The organism is Microbacterium gorillae (genome assembly GCF_050990725.1).
Lineage (GTDB): Bacteria > Actinomycetota > Actinomycetes > Actinomycetales > Microbacteriaceae > Microbacterium > Microbacterium gorillae_A.
Genome location: NZ_CP158844.1, coordinates 4,327,195 through 4,348,507, shown reverse-complemented (window position 1 = coordinate 4,348,507; position 21,313 = coordinate 4,327,195). Strand labels below are relative to the sequence as shown.

Below are 21,313 nucleotides of genomic sequence, written 5' to 3'. Positions count from 1 at the left end.
TCTGGTCACCGTCGGTGGCGGCGCGTATCGTGCGGGGCATGTGCCGCAACATTCACACCCTTCACAACTTCGAACCCGCCGCCACGTCGGAGGAGGTGCACGCCGCCGCGCTCCAGTACGTGCGCAAGATCGCCGGCACCACCAAGCCCTCGCGCGCCAACCAGGAGGCGTTCGACCGTGCCGTGGCGGAGATCGCTCACATCACGCAGCACCTGCTGGATGATCTCGTCACCACAGCACCGCCGAAGAACCGCGAGGAGGAGGCGGCGAAGGCCCGCGCCCGCGCCGTCGCATCGGGGCGGTATCAGAGGGCGTAACACCCAGGGGCTCTGACCGGACAGCGCCCGCCGCTGGCGTCAGCGGTGGAGGTAAGCCAGCACCGCGCGAACGCGTCGGTTCCCAGGACCTGCGTCAGCGGGCCTGGAGGTAAGCCAGCACCGCGCGAACGCGTCGGTTCCCAGGACCTGCGTCAGCGGGCCTGGAGGTAAGCCAGCACCGCACGAACGCGTCGGTTCTCGTCCACGGGCGACAGCCCGAGCTTCAGGAAGATGTTGCCCACATGCTTGCTGACGGCCGCGTCGGACAGAACGAGCGCGGCGGCGATATCGGAGTTGGACAATCCGTCGGCCATCAGCGCCAGCACCTCGCGTTCCCGCGGCGTCAAACCCTCCAGCGGCCCCGGCATCGTGCGCGCGAGCAGCGTGCGCACCACCTCGGGATCGATCACCGTGCCCCCGGAGACGATGCCGGTGAGCGCGCGCTCGAAGTCGCGAACGTGGGCGATGCGGTCCTTGAGGAGATAGCCCAACGCGCCGCCGGGCAGCGTCAGCAGGTCCTGGGCGTAGCTCTCGGCGATGTACTGCGACAGCACGAGGATCGGCTGCTCCGGCGACACATGGCGCAGCTCGATCGCCGCGCGCAGTCCGTCGTCGGTGAGATCCGGAGGCATGCGCACATCGGTGATCACCAGATCGGGTGCCGGATCGAGCGCGGCGAAGACGGCGAGAAGCTCCGGCGCCGACCCGGCGCGACCGACGATCTCATGACCGAGCCGTTCCAGCAGCGCGATCAGGGCCTCGCGCATGAGCGCGGAGTCTTCAGCCAGCAGGATTCGCACGACGATCCCTTTCTTCATAGCCCGGCACCGGAATCCGCATCGACAGCAGCACGCCCGACCGGCGCCCACCGGTCGTCGACACGGTCAGCGTGCCGCCCAGACTCGCGGCGCGCTCGCGAAGTCCCGCGATGCCGGTGCCGTGGCCCTCCCGCACCGCACCGCCGCCGTCGTCGGACACGGTCATCACCAGATCTTCGTGCTCCATGTGCGCGTGAACGGTGACCGCGGAGGCCGCGGAGTGCTTGGCCGCGTTGCTGAGCGCTTCCGTGACCAGGTAGTACGCGGCGGTCTCCGCTGCCGCGGGCAAGCGCGGCACCTCCACATGCAGGTGCAGCGGCACCGGAGCGCGACCGGCGAGCTCCTGCAACGCCGCCGTCAACCCCCGATCGCTGAGTACCGCGGGATGCAACCCGCGAACCGTGCGGCGGAGGGAGTCGAGAGCGGCATCCGCGGCGCTGCGCGCGGTGCCCACGGCCCGCAGCAGGGGATCGGCTGTCCCGTTTCCCGCCAGCGCGTCCGCCTCCAGCTCGATGATCGCCAGCCGTGCCCCTAGCGCCACCAGTTCCTGCTGCACGCCGTCGTGCAGGTCGCGCTCGATCCGCCGCCGCTCCTCATCCAGCGCGCGCACCAGCGTGGCGCGGGCCGCCGTCAGCTGCTCGACGCGTGCCTGCAGTTCGGCATCGCGCGGTGCGCACAGCAGCCGCAGCAGCGACGCCTGCGCCCCCGCGAGCACAGCGTTCGCATATCCACCGACCACCAGCATGACGATGAACGCGAGCACCAGAAGCGGCACCCTCTCCGGCGTGAGAGCCCAGCTCACGTCGCCCCACAACGTGACGACGCGTCCGGTCTCGCTGATGGGGAGCCAGACGAAGGCGACGCACAGCACCAGCACGGTGATCTCGGTGCCCACCAGCAGGAGCGAGAGGAGCCCGAACACGAGGTTCGAGAACAACGCCCCCACCTCGCGCCACGTGGCCGGCTCCATCAGACGGATGTTGAGCCAGTGACGCCGTTCCGAGCGGGGGACCCGCACGTGCGGGGAAGGCTGGAATGCGAAGCCGAGCCACCGCGTCCGTCGGCGCTCGACCGTGCCGATCATGAGTGCCCACAGCGGGATGAGAAGGAGCGTGGGAATCGTCAGGAGAAGCCAGAACAGCGCCCACACCACGCTGAACACCAGGTAGCCGACCGCACGCCACGGCATGGTGCCGAGCAGGAAGCGGTGCGGCAACCGTCGCACCTCATCCCAGACGGTCGCACTCATCACTCCACGATAGGGACGCAGCGGCGAATCCCGCGGTCAGGACGGAAAGAGTGGAGCCAGCTCTACCCCCGATGCCGACCCCGCTCACTGTCACCGAGCCGATTCGATCGATGAAGTGGAGGAATGTCCTCCGATCTGCCTTCGCCCTGCCCCGTCGTCGTCGCCCAGAATCTCGTGAAGTCCTATGCACCTGCGCGCCGCGGCGGCACCGAGACCGTGGTGCTCTCCGGGATCGACATGACGGTGGGCCCAGGCGAGTTCGTCGCGATCGTCGGTCCCAGCGGGTCGGGGAAGTCCACGCTCCTCTCCTGTCTTGCCGGCCTCGAGCCCCCGACGGGAGGGCACGTGCTGCTGCTGGGTGAGGATCCGGCGAAGCTCTCGCGTGGACGCCTCGCGCGTCTGCGTCGTAGCGGCGTCGGCTTCGTCTTCCAGTCCTTCAACCTCATCCCCTCGCTGTCGGCGCGGGAGAACGTGGCTCTGCCGGCGCGGCTCTCCGGACGACGAGTGCGTCTGGCGGACGTCACCGCAGCGCTCGCGGCGGTGGGGCTTGAGAACCGCGGCTCACATCGCCCCGGGGAGTTGTCCGGCGGCCAGCAGCAGCGCGTCGCGATCGCGCGCGTGCTCGCCGCACGGCCGCGCGTCGTGTTCGCCGATGAACCCACGGGGGCCCTCGACGGTGCCGCAGGCACCGCGGTGCTCGGCCTGCTCACCGAAGCGGCGCGCACCGGCAGCGCGGTCGTCCTCGTCACGCACGACCTGGACGCGGCCGCCCGGGCGGATCGTGTGATCGTGCTGCGGGACGGCGCAGTCCACGGCGAACTCCGTGCTCCCGTCGCGGCCGACATCTTCGCCGCCGTTCACGGAGACCCGGCCGGCGCACTGCGATGATCCGGCTCATCATCACCGACCTCGTCAGCGGTTTCCGACTCTGGCTCGGCCTGGCGGCGGTCAGCGCAGCCGTCAGCACAGCGCTCACCTTCGCGTTCGGACTCGCCGCGCAGCCCCGCCCCGCCGATGGGAACCTGGATCAGCTGTTCTCCAGCCTGTTCGGCACCATTCTGATCTTCACCGGAATCGTGGTGCTCATCGTCGCGAGTTCCGCCTCGGTGCTGGTCATGAACCTGCGTCGGCGCTCCCTCGCGCTCTGGCAGATCGTGGGCATCCTGCCGGGTCAGGTCTTCCTCGTGAGCGTTGCCCAGATCCTGCTGACCGCGCTCGTCGGCGCGCTCGTGGGCGGTCTCCTCGTACTGGCGATCTACGCGCCGGTGTACGACTACGGTCTCTCCACCCTCGGCGACGGGCTGCCGCAGCCCGTCCTCCAGCTGTCGTCCGTCGCCTGGGCGGTCGGTGTCACCACGGGGGTGATCGTCCTGTCAGGCCTTCGCGGTGCCCGCGCCGCGTCTCGCACGTCGCCGGTGCGGATCCTGCGTGAACCCGAGCCCGTGCCCTCAGGATGGGGACGCTGGGCGCGCGCCGTCGTCTGTGTGCTGGCCGTCGCGGGAACCATCGCGCTCCCACTCGGCATGCGCGGCGACGGGCACCGAGCGATCACGGGCCTGGCTCCGCTGCTTCCCGCACTGTTCGCCGCCGCGCTCGCAGTGGGCGGACCGCTCGTCTACGCGGGGGTGCTTCGGGCATGGACCGCCCTGGTGCCCGCCCGCTTCACCGCCTGGTACCTGGCGCGTCACAGCGCTGTCGCCCGTGCCAGCGCATCCACCGCCGCGATCGGTCCGGTCATGGCCGCGATCGCCCTCGTCGGTGGTCTGTACGCGGCAGGAATGACGCTCGCCGCCGCCCCGTCGAACTCGTGGGGCGACTTCTCCATCGACACCTCGCAGCTCGTGCTCCTCTTCGGCGCTCCGCTTCTGGTGGCGATCGTCGGTGCCGCGGCGGCGGTCTACACCACCGGTAGCGATCGTCAGCGCGAACGCACGCTGCTCACGGCCGCGGGTGCCGCGCCGGGAACGCTACTGCGCGTCGCAATCTGTGAAGCGGCGATCCTTGTGGTCACCTCGGTGCTCCTCGCCGTCGCGGTGATCGTGCTCTCGGTCGTCTTGATCGGCGTTGCCGTGGGGGCGTCAGGCATCCGCATCGCGTTCGGTCCGATCGCGACGATCGGTGCGTCCGCGCTGGTGCTCATCATGGCCGCCACCGTGATCCCAGCGCTGTCCGGACGTCGGGTGAGCGTGATGTCAGCGTTGGCCGCCGAGTGATCGGCTCTCAGGCGACCCGGGTAGGCTGAGCGGGTGACCATGGAGATCGAGATCGGCCGAGGCAAGCGTGCGCGCCGTGCCTACACGTTCGACGACATCGCGGTCGTGCCGTCCCGGCGCACCCGCAACCCCGAGGACGTGTCGACCGCCTGGTCGATCGACGCCTACCACTTCGACATCCCCGTGATGGCGGCACCGATGGACTCGGTCGTGAGTCCGGACACCGCGATCCAGCTGGGTCAGCTCGGTGGCCTCGGCGTGCTCGATCTGGAGGGTCTGTGGACTCGCTACGAGGATCCGCAGCCGCACCTCGATGAGATCGCTGGCCTGCCTGACGCGGACGCCACCCGCCGCATGCAGGAGCTTTACGCGGAGCCGATCAAGGCTGAGCTCATCCGCGACCGCATCGCGCAGATCCGTGCCGCCGGCGTCACCGTGGCCGGCTCCCTCACCCCCCAGCGGACGCAGGAGTTCTACGACACCGTCGCCCGCGCGGGCGTGGACCTCTTCGTCATCCGCGGCACGACGGTCTCCGCCGAACACGTCTCGAGCGTGGCCGAGCCGCTGAACCTGAAGAAGTTCATCAACGACCTTGACGTCCCGGTGATCGTCGGCGGCGTCTCCACCTACACTCCCGCGCTGCACCTCATGCGCACGGGGGCGGCGGGTGTACTCGTCGGCTTCGGCGGCGGTGCGACCAGCACCACTCGTGCGACGCTCGGCGTTCACGCGCCGATGGCCACGGCGATCTCCGATGTCGCTGCAGCGCGTCGCGACTACCTCGACGAGTCCGGCGGACGCTACGTGCACGTGATCGCCGACGGTGGCGTCGGCACGTCCGGTGAGATCGTGAAGGCGATCGCCATGGGTGCGGACGCCGTCATGCTCGGGGTCGCGCTCGCACGCGCCGAGGAAGCGCCCGGTCAGGGATTCCACTGGGGCCCGGAGTCCCACCACCCGCAGCTGCCGCGCGGCCGTCGTGCGTCGGTGGGCCACGTGGCACCCCTGCAGGAGATCCTCTACGGTCCCTCGTCGGTGTCCGACGGAACGGCCAACCTCATCGGTGCGCTGAAGAAATCGATGGCCACCACCGGATACTCCGACCTCAAGGAGTTCCAGCGGGTCGAGGTCGTCGTCGCACCGTACGCCGCGGGTTGAGCCCTCTGTAGTGCAGGTTCCCGTGTCCAACGCCCCCGCCACGATCTTCCCGCCCACGCTGCGGGAGGTCCTGCTGCGTGCGCGTTGGCTGGGAATGCTGGCGCTCTGCCTCGTGGTGGCGGGTGTCTTCGCCTGGCTCGGTCAGTGGCAGCTGGCGCGGGCGATCGACACCGATCCGCTTCCGCAGGGTGTCACCGAACAGGTGGAGCCCATCACCGACGTGGTGCAGCCGGGGGAGTACTTGCCGGAGCCGCTCGTCGGGCAGCGGGTGTCCGTCCGTGGATCGTTCGCCGCGGACGACTTCTTCGTGATCTCCGGTCGGTACGACTCGGGAGAGGCCGGCTACTGGGTGGCGGGGCAGTTCCGCATCGCCGGTGCAAGCGCCCCGACGTCCATCGCCGTCGCCGTGGGATTCACGCCGGACCGGAGCGTGGCCGATGCGGCCGCCGTCGCGCTGAACGCGACTCCTCCCCAGAACGTGGAGGTGCGTGGACGCCTCATCTCCGACGAGGGGGCCATGGCACCCTCGCGGAGTCAGGCCATCACCGAGATGAGTCGGATGTCGACCGCTGCCCTGTTGAACCTCTGGCACGACGCCGATGGCATCGACGTCTATCGCCAGTACCTCACGTCGGCGGAGCCCTTCGGAGACCTCGACCCCATCGTGTCGCCGGCACCCGAGTCGTCGTCGCCGATCAACTGGCTCAACCTGTTCTACGCCGCCGAGTGGGTCGTCTTCGCCTGCTTCGCGTTCTACCTCTGGTACCGACTGGGCAAGGATGCGTGGGAGAAGGAAGTCGAAGCCATCGAAGAGGCGAACGCCGCGGCGTGACCTGCGACTGTCCGTCGGGTTGGCGCGACACGCCCGTTGTTCATCGGGATTTGTCGTGTGCGTGGGTTCCGCGTAGGTTAGTTCTTGTTCGCCCCACAGGGTAGAGCGGAGGGCCTTCGGGTCCGGCTCCCCTCAAGCTGGTGAACGATCCCCTTCGATGATGATCCTGGCGCTGTTGTGTCGGGGTTGTTGTTGTGGGTGGTTGCCTGGACTGTGGCTTGCGGCGTGTCGGTTTGACGTGTTGCTGGTTCTGGTCTAGGTTAGAGAAGTTGCCCCGCAGCGAAGCCCGGAAGGGTGGTGTGTGGGAGTATCCGATCCTTGAGAACTCAACAGCGTGCACTTGTCAAATGCCAAATAACCTCGTCGGTCGAGCTTTTTGTTCGGCCGGGTGAGATTCCTTTGGATCAATTTATGGTTGTCAGTTTTGACATCCTTTTTTGGTCAGTTTCAAACTCGCAATGCTTCCGGCCTTTTTCCGGTTGGGGTGTTGCAGCTGTTTTTTCACGGAGAGTTTGATCCTGGCTCAGGATGAACGCTGGCGGCGTGCTTAACACATGCAAGTCGAACGGTGAAGCAGAGCTTGCTCTGTGGATCAGTGGCGAACGGGTGAGTAACACGTGAGCAACCTGCCCCGGACTCTGGGATAAGCGCTGGAAACGGCGTCTAATACCGGATACGAGACAAGACGGCATCGTCATTGTCTGGAAAGATTTTTTGGTCTGGGATGGGCTCGCGGCCTATCAGCTTGTTGGTGAGGTAATGGCTCACCAAGGCGTCGACGGGTAGCCGGCCTGAGAGGGTGACCGGCCACACTGGGACTGAGACACGGCCCAGACTCCTACGGGAGGCAGCAGTGGGGAATATTGCACAATGGGCGAAAGCCTGATGCAGCAACGCCGCGTGAGGGATGACGGCCTTCGGGTTGTAAACCTCTTTTAGCAGGGAAGAAGCGAGAGTGACGGTACCTGCAGAAAAAGCGCCGGCTAACTACGTGCCAGCAGCCGCGGTAATACGTAGGGCGCAAGCGTTATCCGGAATTATTGGGCGTAAAGAGCTCGTAGGCGGTTTGTCGCGTCTGCTGTGAAATCCCGAGGCTCAACCTCGGGCCTGCAGTGGGTACGGGCAGACTAGAGTGCGGTAGGGGAGATTGGAATTCCTGGTGTAGCGGTGGAATGCGCAGATATCAGGAGGAACACCGATGGCGAAGGCAGATCTCTGGGCCGTAACTGACGCTGAGGAGCGAAAGGGTGGGGAGCAAACAGGCTTAGATACCCTGGTAGTCCACCCCGTAAACGTTGGGAACTAGTTGTGGGGTCCATTCCACGGATTCCGTGACGCAGCTAACGCATTAAGTTCCCCGCCTGGGGAGTACGGCCGCAAGGCTAAAACTCAAAGGAATTGACGGGGACCCGCACAAGCGGCGGAGCATGCGGATTAATTCGATGCAACGCGAAGAACCTTACCAAGGCTTGACATATACGAGAACACTCTGGAAACAGAGGACTCTTTGGACACTCGTATACAGGTGGTGCATGGTTGTCGTCAGCTCGTGTCGTGAGATGTTGGGTTAAGTCCCGCAACGAGCGCAACCCTCGTTCTATGTTGCCAGCACGTTATGGTGGGAACTCATGGGATACCGCCGGGGTCAACTCGGAGGAAGGTGGGGATGACGTCAAATCATCATGCCCCTTATGTCTTGGGCTTCACGCATGCTACAATGGCCGGTACAAAGGGCTGCAATACCGTGAGGTGGAGCGAATCCCAAAAAGCCGGTCCCAGTTCGGATTGAGGTCTGCAACTCGACCTCATGAAGTCGGAGTCGCTAGTAATCGCAGATCAGCAACGCTGCGGTGAATACGTTCCCGGGTCTTGTACACACCGCCCGTCAAGTCATGAAAGTCGGTAACACCTGAAGCCGGTGGCCTAACCCTTGTGGAGGGAGCCGTCGAAGGTGGGATCGGTAATTAGGACTAAGTCGTAACAAGGTAGCCGTACCGGAAGGTGCGGCTGGATCACCTCCTTTCTAAGGAGCATCTGAGGACTCCGGTCCTCCAGAACCCAGATCGAGAGCGAATGTTTCTCGCTGGGAGCTCATGGGTGGAACATTTGACATGCCGTCAGCGCAGCTGACTCCAGTTAGTACGGTCTTCGGATCTGGAACGGTGGGGGATGCTAGCAGGCGGCTGCACGCTGTTGGGTCCTGAGGGACCGGATGTGATCCGTATGGATTGCTTCATTCCTCTGGGCTTCTGCTGATTCTGACCGTGTGTCGGGGGAGGTGGGAGTACCGCCCGTACTTTGAGAACTACACAGTGGACGCGAGCATCTTAAAGATGATCCGTATGGGTTTCGGCCCGTGTGGATTGTTTTTTGAAAGTGTCAGATCTTTGGATCTGATCATTTCTTAACTCATGTATTCAAGTCTTTAAGAGCAAACGGTGGATGCCTTGGCATCTGGAGCCGAAGAAGGACGTAGCAATCTGCGATAAGCCTCGGGGAACTGATAAGCAAGTTTTGATCCGAGGGTGTCCGAATGGGGAAACCCCGCTGGGCGGCGTGCCGACCTAGTGACTCCCGCCTGAATATATAGGGCGGGTAGAGGGAACGTGGGGAAGTGAAACATCTCAGTACCCACAGGAAGAGAAAGCAACCGCGATTCCGTTAGTAGTGGCGAGCGAAACCGGATCAGGCTAAACCTTGCGTGTGTGATAGCCGGCAGGTGTTGCACGTTGGGGGTTGTGGGACTCACCGGAAGTTTCTGCCGAGACTTCGACGTGACAGTAGCGTATAGACGAATGGTTTTGAAAGGCCAGTCATAGAGGGTGCCAACCCCGTAGTCGAAATGCGTGTATTGGCGTGGAGAGTATCCCAAGTAGCACGGGGCCCGAGAAATCCCGTGTGAATCTGTCAGGACCACCTGATAAGCCTAAATACTCCCAGATGACCGATAGCGGACAAGTACCGTGAGGGAAAGGTGAAAAGTACCCCGGGAGGGGAGTGAAATAGTACCTGAAACCGTTTGCTTACAAACCGTTGGAGCACCCCTGGTAGGTGTGACAGCGTGCCTTTTGAAGAATGAGCCTGCGAGTTAGTGATACGTGGCGAGGTTAACCCGTGTGGGGTAGCCGTAGCGAAAGCGAGTCTGAATAGGGCGATTGAGTCGCGTGTCCTAGACCCGAAGCGAAGTGATCTATCCATGGCCAGGTTGAAGCGACGGTAAGACGTCGTGGAGGACCGAACCCACTTAGGTTGAAAACTGAGGGGATGAGCTGTGGATAGGGGTGAAAGGCCAATCAAACTTCGTGATAGCTGGTTCTCTCCGAAATGCATTTAGGTGCAGCGTTGCGTGTTTCTTGCCGGAGGTAGAGCTACTGGATGGCCGATGGGCCCTACAAGGTTACTGACGTCAGCCAAACTCCGAATGCCGGTAAGTGAGAGCGCAGCAGTGAGACTGTGGGGGATAAGCTTCATAGTCGAGAGGGAAACAACCCAGACCACCATCTAAGGTCCCTAAGCGCGTGCTAAGTGGAAAAGGATGTGGAGTTGCTGTGACAACCAGGAGGTTGGCTTAGAAGCAGCCACCCTTGAAAGAGTGCGTAATAGCTCACTGGTCAAGTGATTCCGCGCCGACAATGTAACGGGGCTCAAGCACGCCACCGAAGTTGTGGCATTGACATTTTTGGTAGGCCTTCGTGGTCCAGCCGTGTTGATGGGTAGGAGAGCGTCGTGTGGCGAGTGAAGCGGCGGAGTGATCCAGCCGTGGACGCTACACGAGTGAGAATGCAGGCATGAGTAGCGAATGACGTGTGAGAAACACGTCCTCCGAAAGACCAAGGGTTCCAGGGTCAAGCTAATCTTCCCTGGGTAAGTCGGGACCTAAGGCGAGGCCGACAGGCGTAGTCGATGGACAACGGGTTGATATTCCCGTACCGGCGAAGAACCGCCCAAGCTAATCCAGTAGTGCTAAGTATCTGAATCCTCTTGACCGGATCCTTCGGGTGATGGCTGGAGGCCTAGCGTACGACCCCGTTCTGGTGCGGTTAGCGTATTAACAGGTGTGACGCAGGAAGGTAGCCCAGCAGCGCGATGGTTGTCGCTGTGCAAGTGCGTAGGCTGAGTGATAGGCAAATCCGTCACTTATACAGGCTGAGACACGATGCGTATCAAGTGGGTGATCCTATGCTGCCGAGAAAAGCATCGACGCGAGGTTCTAGCTGCCCGTACCCCAAACCGACTCAGGTGGTCAGGTAGAGAATACCAAGGAGATCGAGAGAATCGTGGTTAAGGAACTCGGCAAAATGCCCCCGTAACTTCGGGAGAAGGGGGGCCATCGGCGTATTAGGACTTGCTCCGAAAGCGTTTGGTGGCCGCAGAGACTAGTGGGTAGCGACTGTTTACTAAAAACACAGGTCCGTGCTAAGTCGCAAGACGATGTATACGGACTGACGCCTGCCCGGTGCTGGAAGGTTAAGAGGACCGGTTAGCCGTAAGGCGAAGCTGAGAATTTAAGCCCCAGTAAACGGCGGTGGTAACTATAACCATCCTAAGGTAGCGAAATTCCTTGTCGGGTAAGTTCCGACCTGCACGAATGGCGTAACGACTTCCCAACTGTCTCAACCGCGAACTCGGCGAAATTGCAATACGAGTAAAGATGCTCGTTACGCGCAGCAGGACGGAAAGACCCCGTGACCTTTACTACAGCTTGGTATTGGTGTTTGGTGTGGCTTGTGTAGGATAGGTGGGAGACTGTGAAGCATTCACGCTAGTGGGTGTGGAGTCGTTGTTGAAATACCACTCTGGTCACTCTGGATATCTAACTTCGGACCGTAATCCGGTTCAGGGACAGTGCCTGGTGGGTAGTTTAACTGGGGCGGTTGCCTCCCAAAAAGTAACGGAGGCGCCCAAAGGTTCCCTCAACCTGGTTGGCAATCAGGTGTCGAGTGTAAGTGCACAAGGGAGCTTGACTGTGAGACTGACAAGTCGAGCAGGGACGAAAGTCGGGACTAGTGATCCGGCAGTGGCTTGTGGAAGCGCTGTCGCTCAACGGATAAAAGGTACCTCGGGGATAACAGGCTGATCTTGCCCAAGAGTCCATATCGACGGCATGGTTTGGCACCTCGATGTCGGCTCGTCGCATCCTGGGGCTGGAGTAGGTCCCAAGGGTTGGGCTGTTCGCCCATTAAAGCGGTACGCGAGCTGGGTTTAGAACGTCGTGAGACAGTTCGGTCCCTATCCGCTGCGCGCGTAGGAAATTTGAGAGGATCTGACCCTAGTACGAGAGGACCGGGTTGGACGAACCTCTGGTGTGCCAGTTGTTCTGCCAAGAGCACCGCTGGTTAGCTACGTTCGGGATGGATAACCGCTGAAAGCATCTAAGCGGGAAGCCGGCCTCAAGATGAGATTTCCATACCTTCGGGTGAGAGGCTCCCAGCCAGACTACTGGGTTGATAGGCCAGATGTGGAAGCGCAGTAATGCGTGTAGCTGACTGGTACTAATAAGCCGATGACTTGATAAACACCCCCCATCCGTGGGTGGGTGGCATGAACTTGCTTGCGTCCACTGAGTGGTTCTCGATGTACGGTCGAGAACACACAACGAATGACTCGTTGTGCTGATTGAAACATCAATAGTGTTTCGGCGGCCATAGCGAGAGGGAAACGCCTGGTCACATTCCGAACCCAGAAGCTAAGCCTCTCAGCGCCGATGGTACTGCAGGGGGGACCCTGTGGGAGAGTAGGACACCGCCGGACTCCCTTTAAATGACGAAAGCCCTGACCAACGCCGGTCAGGGCTTTCGTCGTATTCACGAACACCAACACAAACACCCACCCAGGACCGAACCGCAGAGCGGATCGATCGGGGTGGGTGTTCTGCGTTCAGCTGCGGAGCGCCTGGACCAGCGTCTTCACCAGTCGCGGAATGTTCCCGTCCATACGGAAGCGGGTGAAGCCCTCGCTCACCTGCGCACCCGTGCGGCTCGTGACGAACCAGGGCGGCTTCGGAAGAATCGTCCACGCCCCGCCGCCCAGCGAGCGGGGGAAGGGACGGAACGGACCCGTGAGCACGGATCGCTCGACATGGTCGATCAACAGACCGTTGTGCACCACGCCGATCCCGCTGCCCACGTCCGACAGCGTGTGACCCGGGAAAGCGCCCCACGAGAGGGTCGGTGCGGTGAAGGAGAATCCGGTCCAGCCGTTGATGGCGATGTTTCCGTAGTGGAGGTCGTCGATCGCCCGATCGAAACCAGCACCGAGCGCACGCTGAGCCTGGGGATCGATGATCACATTCGCGCCGAGCGTGCCCGCCAGCTTCTCGTTCGCGTGCGCCACAGCAGCATTCAGGAACTGCTGACCTGTACCCGGGATCGAGACGACGCCGAGGACAGGAGAGAAGTACTCCGTGTTCTCCAGCGCGGTCGGATCGTCCGCGTCGCCGATGACGACGAGCCGACGCTCACCGAACCGCTCCGCGGACGGGTAGGCCTCATCGGCTGCCGCGAGCTTCGGAGCCGAGTTGGGGTACCAGACCGGCCGGTCCGGCGCTGCCGCGTACACGCGACGGAGGGCGTCGAGGAAGTCTTCGCGCTGGTCCCAGTCCGCGGACAGGATCAGCACCTGTCCGGAGATGCAGTTGTGCCCGCAGTTCTGCAGCCGCATCGTCACGACATGCTCGGCCTGATAGTCGAGATCGGCCTGCGTCCACTTGCCCGGCACCACGATGATCGGAGCGACGCCGCCCAGTTCGCCGGTGATCGGCTTGTGCAGCAGCGGCTGCCCGTTCTTCCGCCTCTTCTCCGCTGCGGGGCCGGTGCCCCACACGATTGCATCGAACGTCACCGCCGAACCGGTGATGTGCACGTGTGCGAAAGCGTCGGAGGCGGTCAGGTGCGCACCGACGGCACCGTCGCCGGAGATGATCCGGACGAACCCGGCCTCCACCAGCGGAAGCAGCGCACGGCGGTAGACCGGCAGCAGTCGATCCTGTGTGGGGTTGAGCTTCAACAGCGAGACGCGGTTGGCGGCCAACAGCTCGTACAGCACGTCGAGTACCGGGATCGATGTGATGTTGCCGGCACCGAGCACCAGTCCCACGCCACCGGACGTGCGCGGCGTGAGCTGTGCGAGACCGGCGCCCCGAACCGCCTGGCCGGCATCGACGCCCGGGCGCAGCCAGACCTGTCCCGTGAAGCCGGACAGCAGGGTGGCATCCACGCCGTCCGCGGGGAAGACATCCACGCGGGTCCGCCCACTCGGCGACACCGAGAAGTTCTTGCCGTCCAGCGGGCTTCCCCCGGCGGCGAGAGTGCGCAGCGTGCGCTCATACGTGCCGAGCGCGGAGAGCACGGCGTAGGGACCGCTCAACCATTCCTCGCCGCGAAGGGGGTGACGAGCGTCCAGCCCCTTGGTCTCCGCTGCGATTCGGGCCCAGTCCTCGGCCGCCGCAGAGACGCTCGCATGCAGACGTCGAAGCAGGGTGGCGCGCTGCGTCAGAGTGAGCGTCGACCACACAGCCGAACCCACCCGCAAGGCATCGACCTCTGCGTCGATGGCTGCGACGGTCTCCGCGGGAAGTGACGGACGCGCCGGCGTGGCTGTTGCACCAGCGGCAGTTCTCGCGCGCTGCGGTCGGGCCGAGCTCGAAGAAGCGCTCGATGCGCGAGGCTTGCGAGTCGTCGTCGCTCCGGACGCCTCAGCCTTCTTCGACCTCCCGCTCGTGCCCTGCGCGCTGCGGGGCTGCGGGGCGGGCTTCGGCGCCGCAGCTGCGTCGTTCGACTCCGGCGTTGCGTCAGCGGGTGTGCTCACAAGAAACCTCCTGGTCCTCGGTCAGCCTATGCCTCGTCGCTGTCATGCGGCCGGGGTGGCGGCGTCGATGTCGTGCTTGGTGAGCCGGTACCGGGACAGGCTCACCAGGCTCAGCAGTGTCAGTACGGCGGGGATCACGCTGAAGGCGATGACGATGCCCGCGACAGCGGAGTCGGGTTGCGTCACCGACATGTCGGCGGTGGAGGAGATGTACCCGGTGAGTGCCAGGACCGCGGTGAACGCGGACGCCGAGATCGCGAAGCCGACGGTCTCCCCCGCGGTCCACACGCCACTGAACGCCCCCGCCGATGCCGTCCCGTCGGCAGAGATCACATCGGGAAGCATGGCCATCGGCAGCGACTGCATCCCGGCGTAGGCGATGCCCGCAAGGGCCACCGGGGCATACAGCCAGTCGCCGGGGGCGATGACCGCACCGGAGATGACGAGGGCGGCGACGATGAACAGCGTGGAGGCGAGCCGGAAAGCTCTCGTCTTGCCGATGCGACGCGCGATCACGCCCCAGACGGGGGCGGCGATGAGCGCCGGCGCGATCAGCGATGCGAACAGAAGCGTGACCGCAGCCTCGGAGTGCATCACCCACGTCGCCAGGTACTGAGCGCCGGCCAGCATGAGGCCGGTCGCGAGCGCCTGGAGCACGTACGTGAGTAGCAGCGCACGGAAGGGCTGGCTGCGTCGAAGCGCTCGGATGCCCTCGACGTAGTGTGCCCGCACGTCCAGCCGCGCAGCGTCTGGGCGCGATGCCTGCCGCACGCCGCGGGCGGCGACCGTGGACGAGATCAGCATCCCGACGCCGATCGTCACGCCCGAGACCGCACCCATCAGGAGGTAGCCGCTGGTGGGATCGCCAGTCAGGTCGCGCAGAATCGGACCGCCCGCGCCGAACAGCAGGATCGCGAAGGTGAGGACGATGACCCGCCAGGTGAGCAGCCGGGTGCGCTCGTCATAGCCGGGGGTGAGCTCCGCGGGTAGGGCGATGTAGGGCACCTGGAACAGGCTGAAGGCCGTCGCGGTCGCCGTGAACGCGATCAGCACCCAGATCGCGCCGACCACCGGCGCCAGTCCTGGCGGGACGGCGAACGTCAGCGCGAAGAGGAACGGCAGCGAACAGGCACCTATCAGCATGTAGCCGCGGCGGCTCCCGGTCAGGGCACGTTGGCGGTCGGTGAGCGCACCGATCACCGGGTCGATGATGACGTCCCAGAGCTTGGCGATCGTGATCACCACGCCGGCGAATGCCGCGGCGACGCCGAGATTGTCGGTGAGGTAGTACGTCAGGACGAGGCCGGGAAGGGTCGCGAAACCTCCGGTGCCGAGGGAACCCACGGCGTATCGCGCGATCGTCCCCGCTGACAGGCGGTGTTCGCCGGTCACGGGCGGGTCGGGGGTCGGGTGTGGAGCGCCAGTGCTCATCGCGCCAGTGTATCTGCGGGATCCGACGCCGTCAGGCGACGCGCGACAACGGCCGGCCCGCCATCGCGGACCGACCGGTGACGAACTCAGATCAGGTTGAGCTCGGTGAGCTTCGCCTCGACGTCGGCGTTGCTCGGCTCGACGTGGTGCGAGGCGTCGGGGTACACCACCACGGGGATGTTGGTGCGACCGGAGATGTCCTTGGCGACGTCCGCTGCTGCGGGATCAGCCTCGAGGTCCACGTACGTGTACGCGACACCGAGCTCGTCCAGCTGCTTCTTCGTGCGACGGCAGTCGCCGCACCAGGCGGCGCCGAACATCGTGATCGTGTCAGGTGCAGGAGTGGTCATGCATCCAGGCTACGCCCCGCGCGAGGCTACCGGCTCGTTCCCGACCGCAGATGACTCGCGACGTCGTCGGCGGCGAAGGCGGCGCGCAGCTTCTGCCACGCCGCGCCGTCCAGGGCGGCGACCGAGCGGGAGTCGCGCTCCGCATCAGAGGTCGCCGCGATGCCATACACGATGCCGCTGGCGTCGACCGCACGCAGCTGAGCGGTCAGCTGCTCGACCGCCTCGTCGTTGAACGCCGGCAGCACTGCCACTGCGTCCGTCGTCGCTGCATCCTTGGACACTCCGGAGCCGATCAGCAGACGCGCGGCGCCATCCAGCACTGCCTGCTGGCGGGGCAGATCGAGGGGATCGGACTGGAGATAGTCCACGGCGGTGCTCGGGTTCAGCGTGAGCGGGCCACTCGGAAACGTGAACCGATCGGTGGTGACCTCCGACGGATTGACGATGTCGAGATCGCCGGATCGCGTGAGAGCCGCGAGTCCTGGCTCGGTGATCACGATGGTGTGATCGATCCGGATGCCGAGGGAATCCTGCAGGGTGGACCGGAGCGCCTCCGCCCCGCCGAGAGCCAACGCGTCAGAAAGCGTGCCTTCTCCGTGCTCAGGGATGGCCACCCAGGTGTCGGGCCGGAGGGAGACCGACGACACACTCAAACCGTCCGCGGAGAAGTCGACCACGGCGACCGCGAGGGCGTCCGCTCCGCCTCCGGAGGCGATGTCTGCAGCGTCCTTCGAAGAGTCGGCGAGGACCATCAGGATGTTCGTCTCGCCGCGACCGGCGCTGATGCCGGCCGCTATCGAGCCGACCTGACCGGGCTTCACGATGACGGACAGTGCGATCATGAGCGCAACCGCCACGACGATCCACAGCGCCACGATGCGCCGGGGTGCCGTCACGAAGCGCGGACGAGCGGGCGCGAGTGCCGAGTCCGTGGCGTCGTCCCCGACCGTGTTCTCGGCGGCAGGACGTGGAGCGGGGATCGTTGATCCGGTCGGGTCGTCTGGTCCAGTCGACGTCCGCTGGGATGTGCGTGACGCGGCGCCCGTTCGCACTGAGACGGCGACCTGGTGCGTGACCGGCGCGGGCAGGGTCTCCTCGGGAACGTCTTCCTCGACATCGCCCTCATCGGATACACGAGCGAGCTCGGCGGCGGGAAGGGGCAGCCGAATGCTGCGGGTGGCGACGTTCTCGTCGACGGTGCGCACATCGAAAGGCGTCGTGTCGGAATCCCCTGCAGGCGCTGCGCGCAGAGACAAGAGCGTGGCATACGGAATCGTGCTCGCGTCTCGGAAGTAGGCGGCGCCATCGATCGTGTCGGAATTGTGCGCCCGCTCCGCGCGCTCGGCGGGTGAGGACGTGTCGGAGGCGGCCCGCGCATCGCGGCGCAGTCGTGGGGGAGACGGCGTCCCGGCCGGCTCTGCCATCGTGCGGCGTTCGTCGAGTTCCGTTCGGCTGACTGTCTCTTCGATGTCGATGTCGATGTCGATGTCGTGATCAAGCTCGTCGCCGGCCACGTGATCATGCATGTGATCATGCATGTGATCATGCGCGTCGTGATCAACTCCGCAGTTGGGCACATCGCGGCCGGCGTCACGACGGGCGTTACGCAGCTGTTCGAGAACCTCACGGCTGATCGTGGCGTCGTCGTCCACCGCCACATCATCGGAAGACGCGGCAGCAGCGGACGCACGCTCCTCGGCGAGCTGGGCGCGATCGATGGTCGGCACATCGCCGTCGTCTTCGCCCGAAGCCGTCCCGGTCGGGTCGGAGTTCGCCGATCCATCGGGCGGCAGCTGCGCTCCCCAGCGCGTCATGTCAGTCCCCTTGCGCGACGCAATGTCGTCATCGATGACGGCCGACATCGCAATGGCGACCGCCCGGTCCTCCCCAGGGCCGTGGGTCCATCATGCCCTGAGAGTCCGTGCGGATGAAATCTGCGGAGACGCGATCAGGGCGCGGGGACGGGACGCTCCAGCAACTCCAGGGCCGTGCGCAGACGCGTTGACGACGTGTGGGTCGTGTAGGGGAAGTAGACCACCTCGACGCCCACCGCCCGGAAGCTCTGCTCCAACTGCACACCCTTGCGGGTGCCACGCCAGTCGTCTCCCTTGAAGAAGTGCGTGAAGCCCACCTCCCGCCAGGTCTCGACCTTGTCCGGCTGAGTCTCGATGAACACAGCGTCCACGATGCTCAGCGATCGCACGATCTCCGCGCGCTCCGCCGTGGGCACGATCGGCGTACGCCCCTTGGCGCGCAGGAGCATGGCGTCGTCCACCACTCCGACGATCAGTCGATCGCAGTTCTCGCGTGCGTGACGCAGGATGTTGAGGTGGCCGATGTGGAAGAGGTCCCAGGCCCCCGCGGCGTAACCGATGCGCATCATTCCTTCTTCCGTCGTCATCGTGTCTGCTGACGATCGCGCGCGTAGGCGCGGTGAACGTGACCCATCGCGCCGGCGAGCATGCCGCGACCGCGATGGAGCACCCGCCATCCATGGGCGTCTGTCTCGGGACGTGCGGCGAGTCGCCCCGCGCCGCGCAGCAGCAGCCCGCTGACGATTCGAGCCGCGCCGGCGATCGCGAACCTGCAGCGCAGCGCCGTGAGCTGAGACGGGCCGGTCGATTCGAGAAGGGCGACATGCACCGTCGCGTTGCCGCGCATGTAGGCGCGCTCGCGCGCCCAGGCTCGGGTCAGGCGTTCTGGCACCACGGTGTCGACGGCCACCGACTCCGCACACCACACGATGCGCTCACCCGCTCGCACGAGCGCGCGGGTGAACAGCGTGTCCTCGCCGCCGGTGAGACTCAGGCGCGGGTCGAACCGGACACCGACGCGGCGCACCCGGGACAGATCGAGCAGCAGATTTCCGGTCGCGGCCGCCGGCATCTCGGTTCCGGTGGGGTGGGCTGCGCGACGGAAGGTGCCGGTGGCCACCAGCCAGGGGTCCAGCCCCGCCGGAAGCACCGAACGCACCGTGCCCATCACGGCGGCGCAGTCGTACGCACGCCAGGTGTCGACGAGTGATCGCAGCCATCCTGGTTCGGGTACTTCGTCGTCATCGATGAACACGAGGGCGTCGGCGCCTGACTCGCCGATCGCGCGCATCGCATTGTCCGCCTCGTCGAGGGCTCGGTTGCGGACGTGCGCTACACCCGCCCCCTCCTCGACGACGAACCGCGCGGGGAGCGGGGACAGCGCCACCGTGGGGGCCGCCGAGCCGCCCGGATCGTTGTCCACGACCAGCACGGCCGCCTGATCTCGCGCGTCTAGCTCGGCGAATCGCTGCGGTAGCGCCGCGAGAAGTGCAGCCAGCAGTTCGGGGCGGCGGAAGGTGGGAATCGCGACGACGATCCTCATCGTGACCTCCGGTGCGCGCGGGCAGCGTAGTAGGCGTCGGCGTGCCGACGCCCTGCCTCACTCCAGTCGCGTCGGGACAGGTCGGGAGCGGCGTCGTCAGCCAGAAGCTCGGCTGCAGCGATGGCCTCCCGAAGGACGGTGCCGGTGAGGCGCTCGTAGCGGATGACCCACTCCTCCCCCACGTCAGTGGCCAGTGCGTCGGTGGACGCCGACCGAGGTACGAGCACCGGTCGGTTGAGGGACAGCGCGGCCAGCGCACTGCCGGAGTTGTGCAGGTCACGGTATGCGAGCACGACGAGCGACGCCGACGAGATGATCTGGACGAGTTCCTCGTCGGGCACGAAGCGCAGGTCGAGAGTGACGCCCGTGCTCGCGGCCGCCAGCAGTCGCGCGGTGAGCTCTGCCGAGGTCGGTCGGCCAGCCACCGTCAGGGACAGCGCGTGATCGATATCGTGCGCCTCATCGAACGCGAGCAGGAGATCCTCGACGCCCTTGTATCCGCGCAGTTGACCGAAGGTGACGACACGACCCGGTCGGCGCTGGGGGCGGGAATGTCCGGCGAACCAGGCGCGGTAGTCGCCATGGGGGATGTCGTGCACGAGAGCGCCGGCGTCCACGGCCGTGGTGGGGTTGAGCCGGATGACGACATCGGCGTCCTCCTGGATACGCGCGAGCAGCGCTCGCTCGTCGTCCGCGATGTCCGGCAGGTCCGGATTGTGCGCGGTGCGGACCACGCCGATGCGGCGCGAGCGCCGGTGTCGCTCGGCGAGGAGACGGAGGAGGAGCTTCTTGAGATGACGGCGCAGCGGAGAGCCGGACGCCAACCGGGCCTCCGGCCAGTGCCAGTGAAACGCCTGATATCGGCCGAGCAGCGCGCGCGGCCAGGAGAACGTCACCAACTCCACTCGGGGCTCGCCGCGGAGTGATTCGGCGAGCATCGCGATGTATGGGTTCGTGGTGGTGCGAGGAGTCGTGAAGGACTGCATGACCCGCAGGCGGCGCGTCATACGGCGGATCCCAGGGCGGCCAGCGACCGATACCAGCGCACTGCGGCCAGTGCGAGAACCGCGAGGGTGGCCGCGGCCATGAACGTGTACACGACGGCGAACGGAACGGGGAGCCACAGCAGCAGCATGGCCAGGCACAGCAGGCCGTAATCCGTGGGCAGGACGGCCAACGCGTACAGCGGACTGGACCGATATGCCGCGCCCGATCCCACGCCCGGGATCGCACCCGCGGCGCGACGAAGGAAGTCGGCACCGATCATTCCGAAGAAGTAGGTGGAGGCCACGGCGCTGTACACGAGCGGGACGACCAGCATCGCGGGCGCGAGCTCGGCGGAGCGGGTCCACGAGACCAGGATGGCAAGATGGATCGTCGCGGCCTTGAGCGCATCGAAGAAGTGATCCAGCCATTCGCCCGCGGCAGAGCCGGTGCCCGTGAGCCGCGCGAGCTGACCGTCGGCCGAGTCGAGGGCGTACCCGAGCACGAGGAGCGCGGCGACCACCACGGACATCACCGCGTTCGGCTCCACTGCCGCGATGAGCCCGATCGCGCTGAAAGTGCACAGGGCGCTGAGCAGGGTGACCTGCGTGGGCGTGAGCCCTGCAGCCGCGGCCGCCGCGGCGAGCGGACGACCGAGCGGTCGGTTGATGAACCGCGAGTACGCGGCAGCACCGGACGATGACTTCTGAGCGCTGTGCAGCTCGGCCAGTGCGGTGCGAAAACGCCAGTGTGTGCGCGTGCTCGTCACGATTCCCCTCACGAAGCGGGGCGACGGCA

General features: G+C 65.2%; 15 protein-coding genes and 3 rRNA genes. 8 read left to right on the top strand and 10 right to left on the bottom strand.

Annotation, left to right across the window (positions count from 1 at the left end; genetic code table 11):
• The first annotated feature begins 38 nt into the window (after positions 1-38).
• Positions 39-317, top strand: coding sequence for a DUF2277 domain-containing protein (locus ABTV68_RS19980; protein ID WP_433675412.1), 279 nt, complete (start codon positions 39-41; stop codon positions 315-317).
• A gap of 152 nt (positions 318-469) precedes the next feature.
• On the opposite strand, the gene ABTV68_RS19975 is transcribed toward ABTV68_RS19980, so the two are convergent.
• Together ABTV68_RS19975 and ABTV68_RS19970 are read right to left on the bottom strand one after the other, a co-directional pair.
• The gene (locus ABTV68_RS19975; protein WP_433675411.1) at positions 470-1,117 is read right to left on the bottom strand and encodes a response regulator; all 648 of its coding nucleotides are present in this window, start codon (positions 1,115-1,117) and stop codon (positions 470-472) included.
• A complete protein-coding gene (locus tag ABTV68_RS19970) occupies positions 1,098-2,384 on the bottom strand; it encodes a histidine kinase (protein ID WP_433675410.1) in 1,287 nt (428 codons plus the stop codon). Before ABTV68_RS19970 ends, ABTV68_RS19975 begins: the two co-directional genes overlap by 20 nt.
• Positions 2,385-2,507: 123 nt before the next feature.
• Here ABTV68_RS19970 and ABTV68_RS19965 point away from each other — a divergent pair, with 123 nt between their 5' ends.
• From ABTV68_RS19965 to rrf, 7 genes are all read left to right on the top strand, one after another.
• A complete protein-coding gene (locus ABTV68_RS19965) occupies positions 2,508-3,272 on the top strand; it encodes an ABC transporter ATP-binding protein (RefSeq protein WP_433675409.1) in 765 nt (254 codons plus the stop codon).
• Positions 3,269-4,597 carry a hypothetical protein gene (locus ABTV68_RS19960; protein WP_433675408.1) on the top strand — a complete coding sequence of 443 codons (1,329 nt, stop codon included), beginning with the start codon at positions 3,269-3,271 and terminating at the stop codon, positions 4,595-4,597. The genes ABTV68_RS19965 and ABTV68_RS19960 overlap by 4 nt, the downstream gene beginning before the upstream one ends.
• A gap of 39 nt (positions 4,598-4,636) precedes the next feature.
• A complete protein-coding gene (locus tag ABTV68_RS19955) occupies positions 4,637-5,755 on the top strand; it encodes a GuaB3 family IMP dehydrogenase-related protein (RefSeq protein WP_433677655.1) in 1,119 nt (372 codons plus the stop codon).
• A 94-nt stretch (positions 5,756-5,849) separates the two neighbouring features.
• Positions 5,850-6,587, top strand: coding sequence for an SURF1 family cytochrome oxidase biogenesis protein (locus ABTV68_RS19950; RefSeq protein ID WP_433677654.1), 738 nt, complete (start codon positions 5,850-5,852; stop codon positions 6,585-6,587).
• Positions 6,588-7,087: 500 nt separating this feature from the next.
• A 16S ribosomal RNA gene (locus ABTV68_RS19945) occupies positions 7,088-8,610 on the top strand.
• Positions 8,611-9,002: 392 nt separating this feature from the next.
• Positions 9,003-12,103, top strand: a 23S ribosomal RNA gene (locus ABTV68_RS19940).
• Between the two features lie 118 nt (positions 12,104-12,221).
• Positions 12,222-12,338: ribosomal RNA gene (gene rrf, locus ABTV68_RS19935) — 5S ribosomal RNA — on the top strand.
• The 16S, 23S and 5S rRNA genes sit together here, the layout of an rRNA operon.
• A 126-nt stretch (positions 12,339-12,464) precedes the next feature.
• On the opposite strand, the gene ABTV68_RS19930 is transcribed toward rrf, so the two are convergent.
• The 8 genes from ABTV68_RS19930 to ABTV68_RS19895 form a co-directional block, all read right to left on the bottom strand.
• Positions 12,465-14,393: an aldehyde dehydrogenase family protein gene (locus ABTV68_RS19930; protein ID WP_433675407.1), complete on the bottom strand. Its 1,929-nt coding sequence runs from the start codon at positions 14,391-14,393 to the stop codon at positions 12,465-12,467.
• Positions 14,394-14,435: 42 nt separating this feature from the next.
• Entirely contained in the window at positions 14,436-15,824 is a 1,389-nt protein-coding gene (locus ABTV68_RS19925) for an MFS transporter (protein ID WP_433675406.1), read from the bottom strand.
• Between the two features lie 86 nt (positions 15,825-15,910).
• Positions 15,911-16,174, bottom strand: coding sequence for a glutaredoxin family protein (locus ABTV68_RS19920; RefSeq protein WP_433675405.1), 264 nt, complete (start codon positions 16,172-16,174; stop codon positions 15,911-15,913).
• Between the two features lie 26 nt (positions 16,175-16,200).
• A complete protein-coding gene (locus ABTV68_RS19915; protein ID WP_433675404.1) occupies positions 16,201-17,988 on the bottom strand; it encodes an LCP family protein in 1,788 nt (595 codons plus the stop codon).
• A 134-nt stretch (positions 17,989-18,122) separates the two neighbouring features.
• Positions 18,123-18,557: an adenylyltransferase/cytidyltransferase family protein gene (locus ABTV68_RS19910; RefSeq protein ID WP_433677653.1), complete on the bottom strand. Its 435-nt coding sequence runs from the start codon at positions 18,555-18,557 to the stop codon at positions 18,123-18,125.
• Between the two features lie 14 nt (positions 18,558-18,571).
• A complete protein-coding gene (locus ABTV68_RS19905) occupies positions 18,572-19,531 on the bottom strand; it encodes a glycosyltransferase family 2 protein (protein ID WP_433675403.1) in 960 nt (319 codons plus the stop codon).
• Positions 19,528-20,538, bottom strand: a complete 1,011-nt coding sequence (locus tag ABTV68_RS19900) for a glycosyltransferase (RefSeq protein WP_433675402.1) — start codon at positions 20,536-20,538, stop codon at positions 19,528-19,530. The genes ABTV68_RS19905 and ABTV68_RS19900 overlap by 4 nt, the downstream gene beginning before the upstream one ends.
• Entirely contained in the window at positions 20,535-21,284 is a 750-nt protein-coding gene (locus ABTV68_RS19895) for a CDP-alcohol phosphatidyltransferase family protein (protein ID WP_433675401.1), read from the bottom strand. Before ABTV68_RS19895 ends, ABTV68_RS19900 begins: the two co-directional genes overlap by 4 nt.
• Positions 21,285-21,313 lie beyond the last annotated feature (29 nt).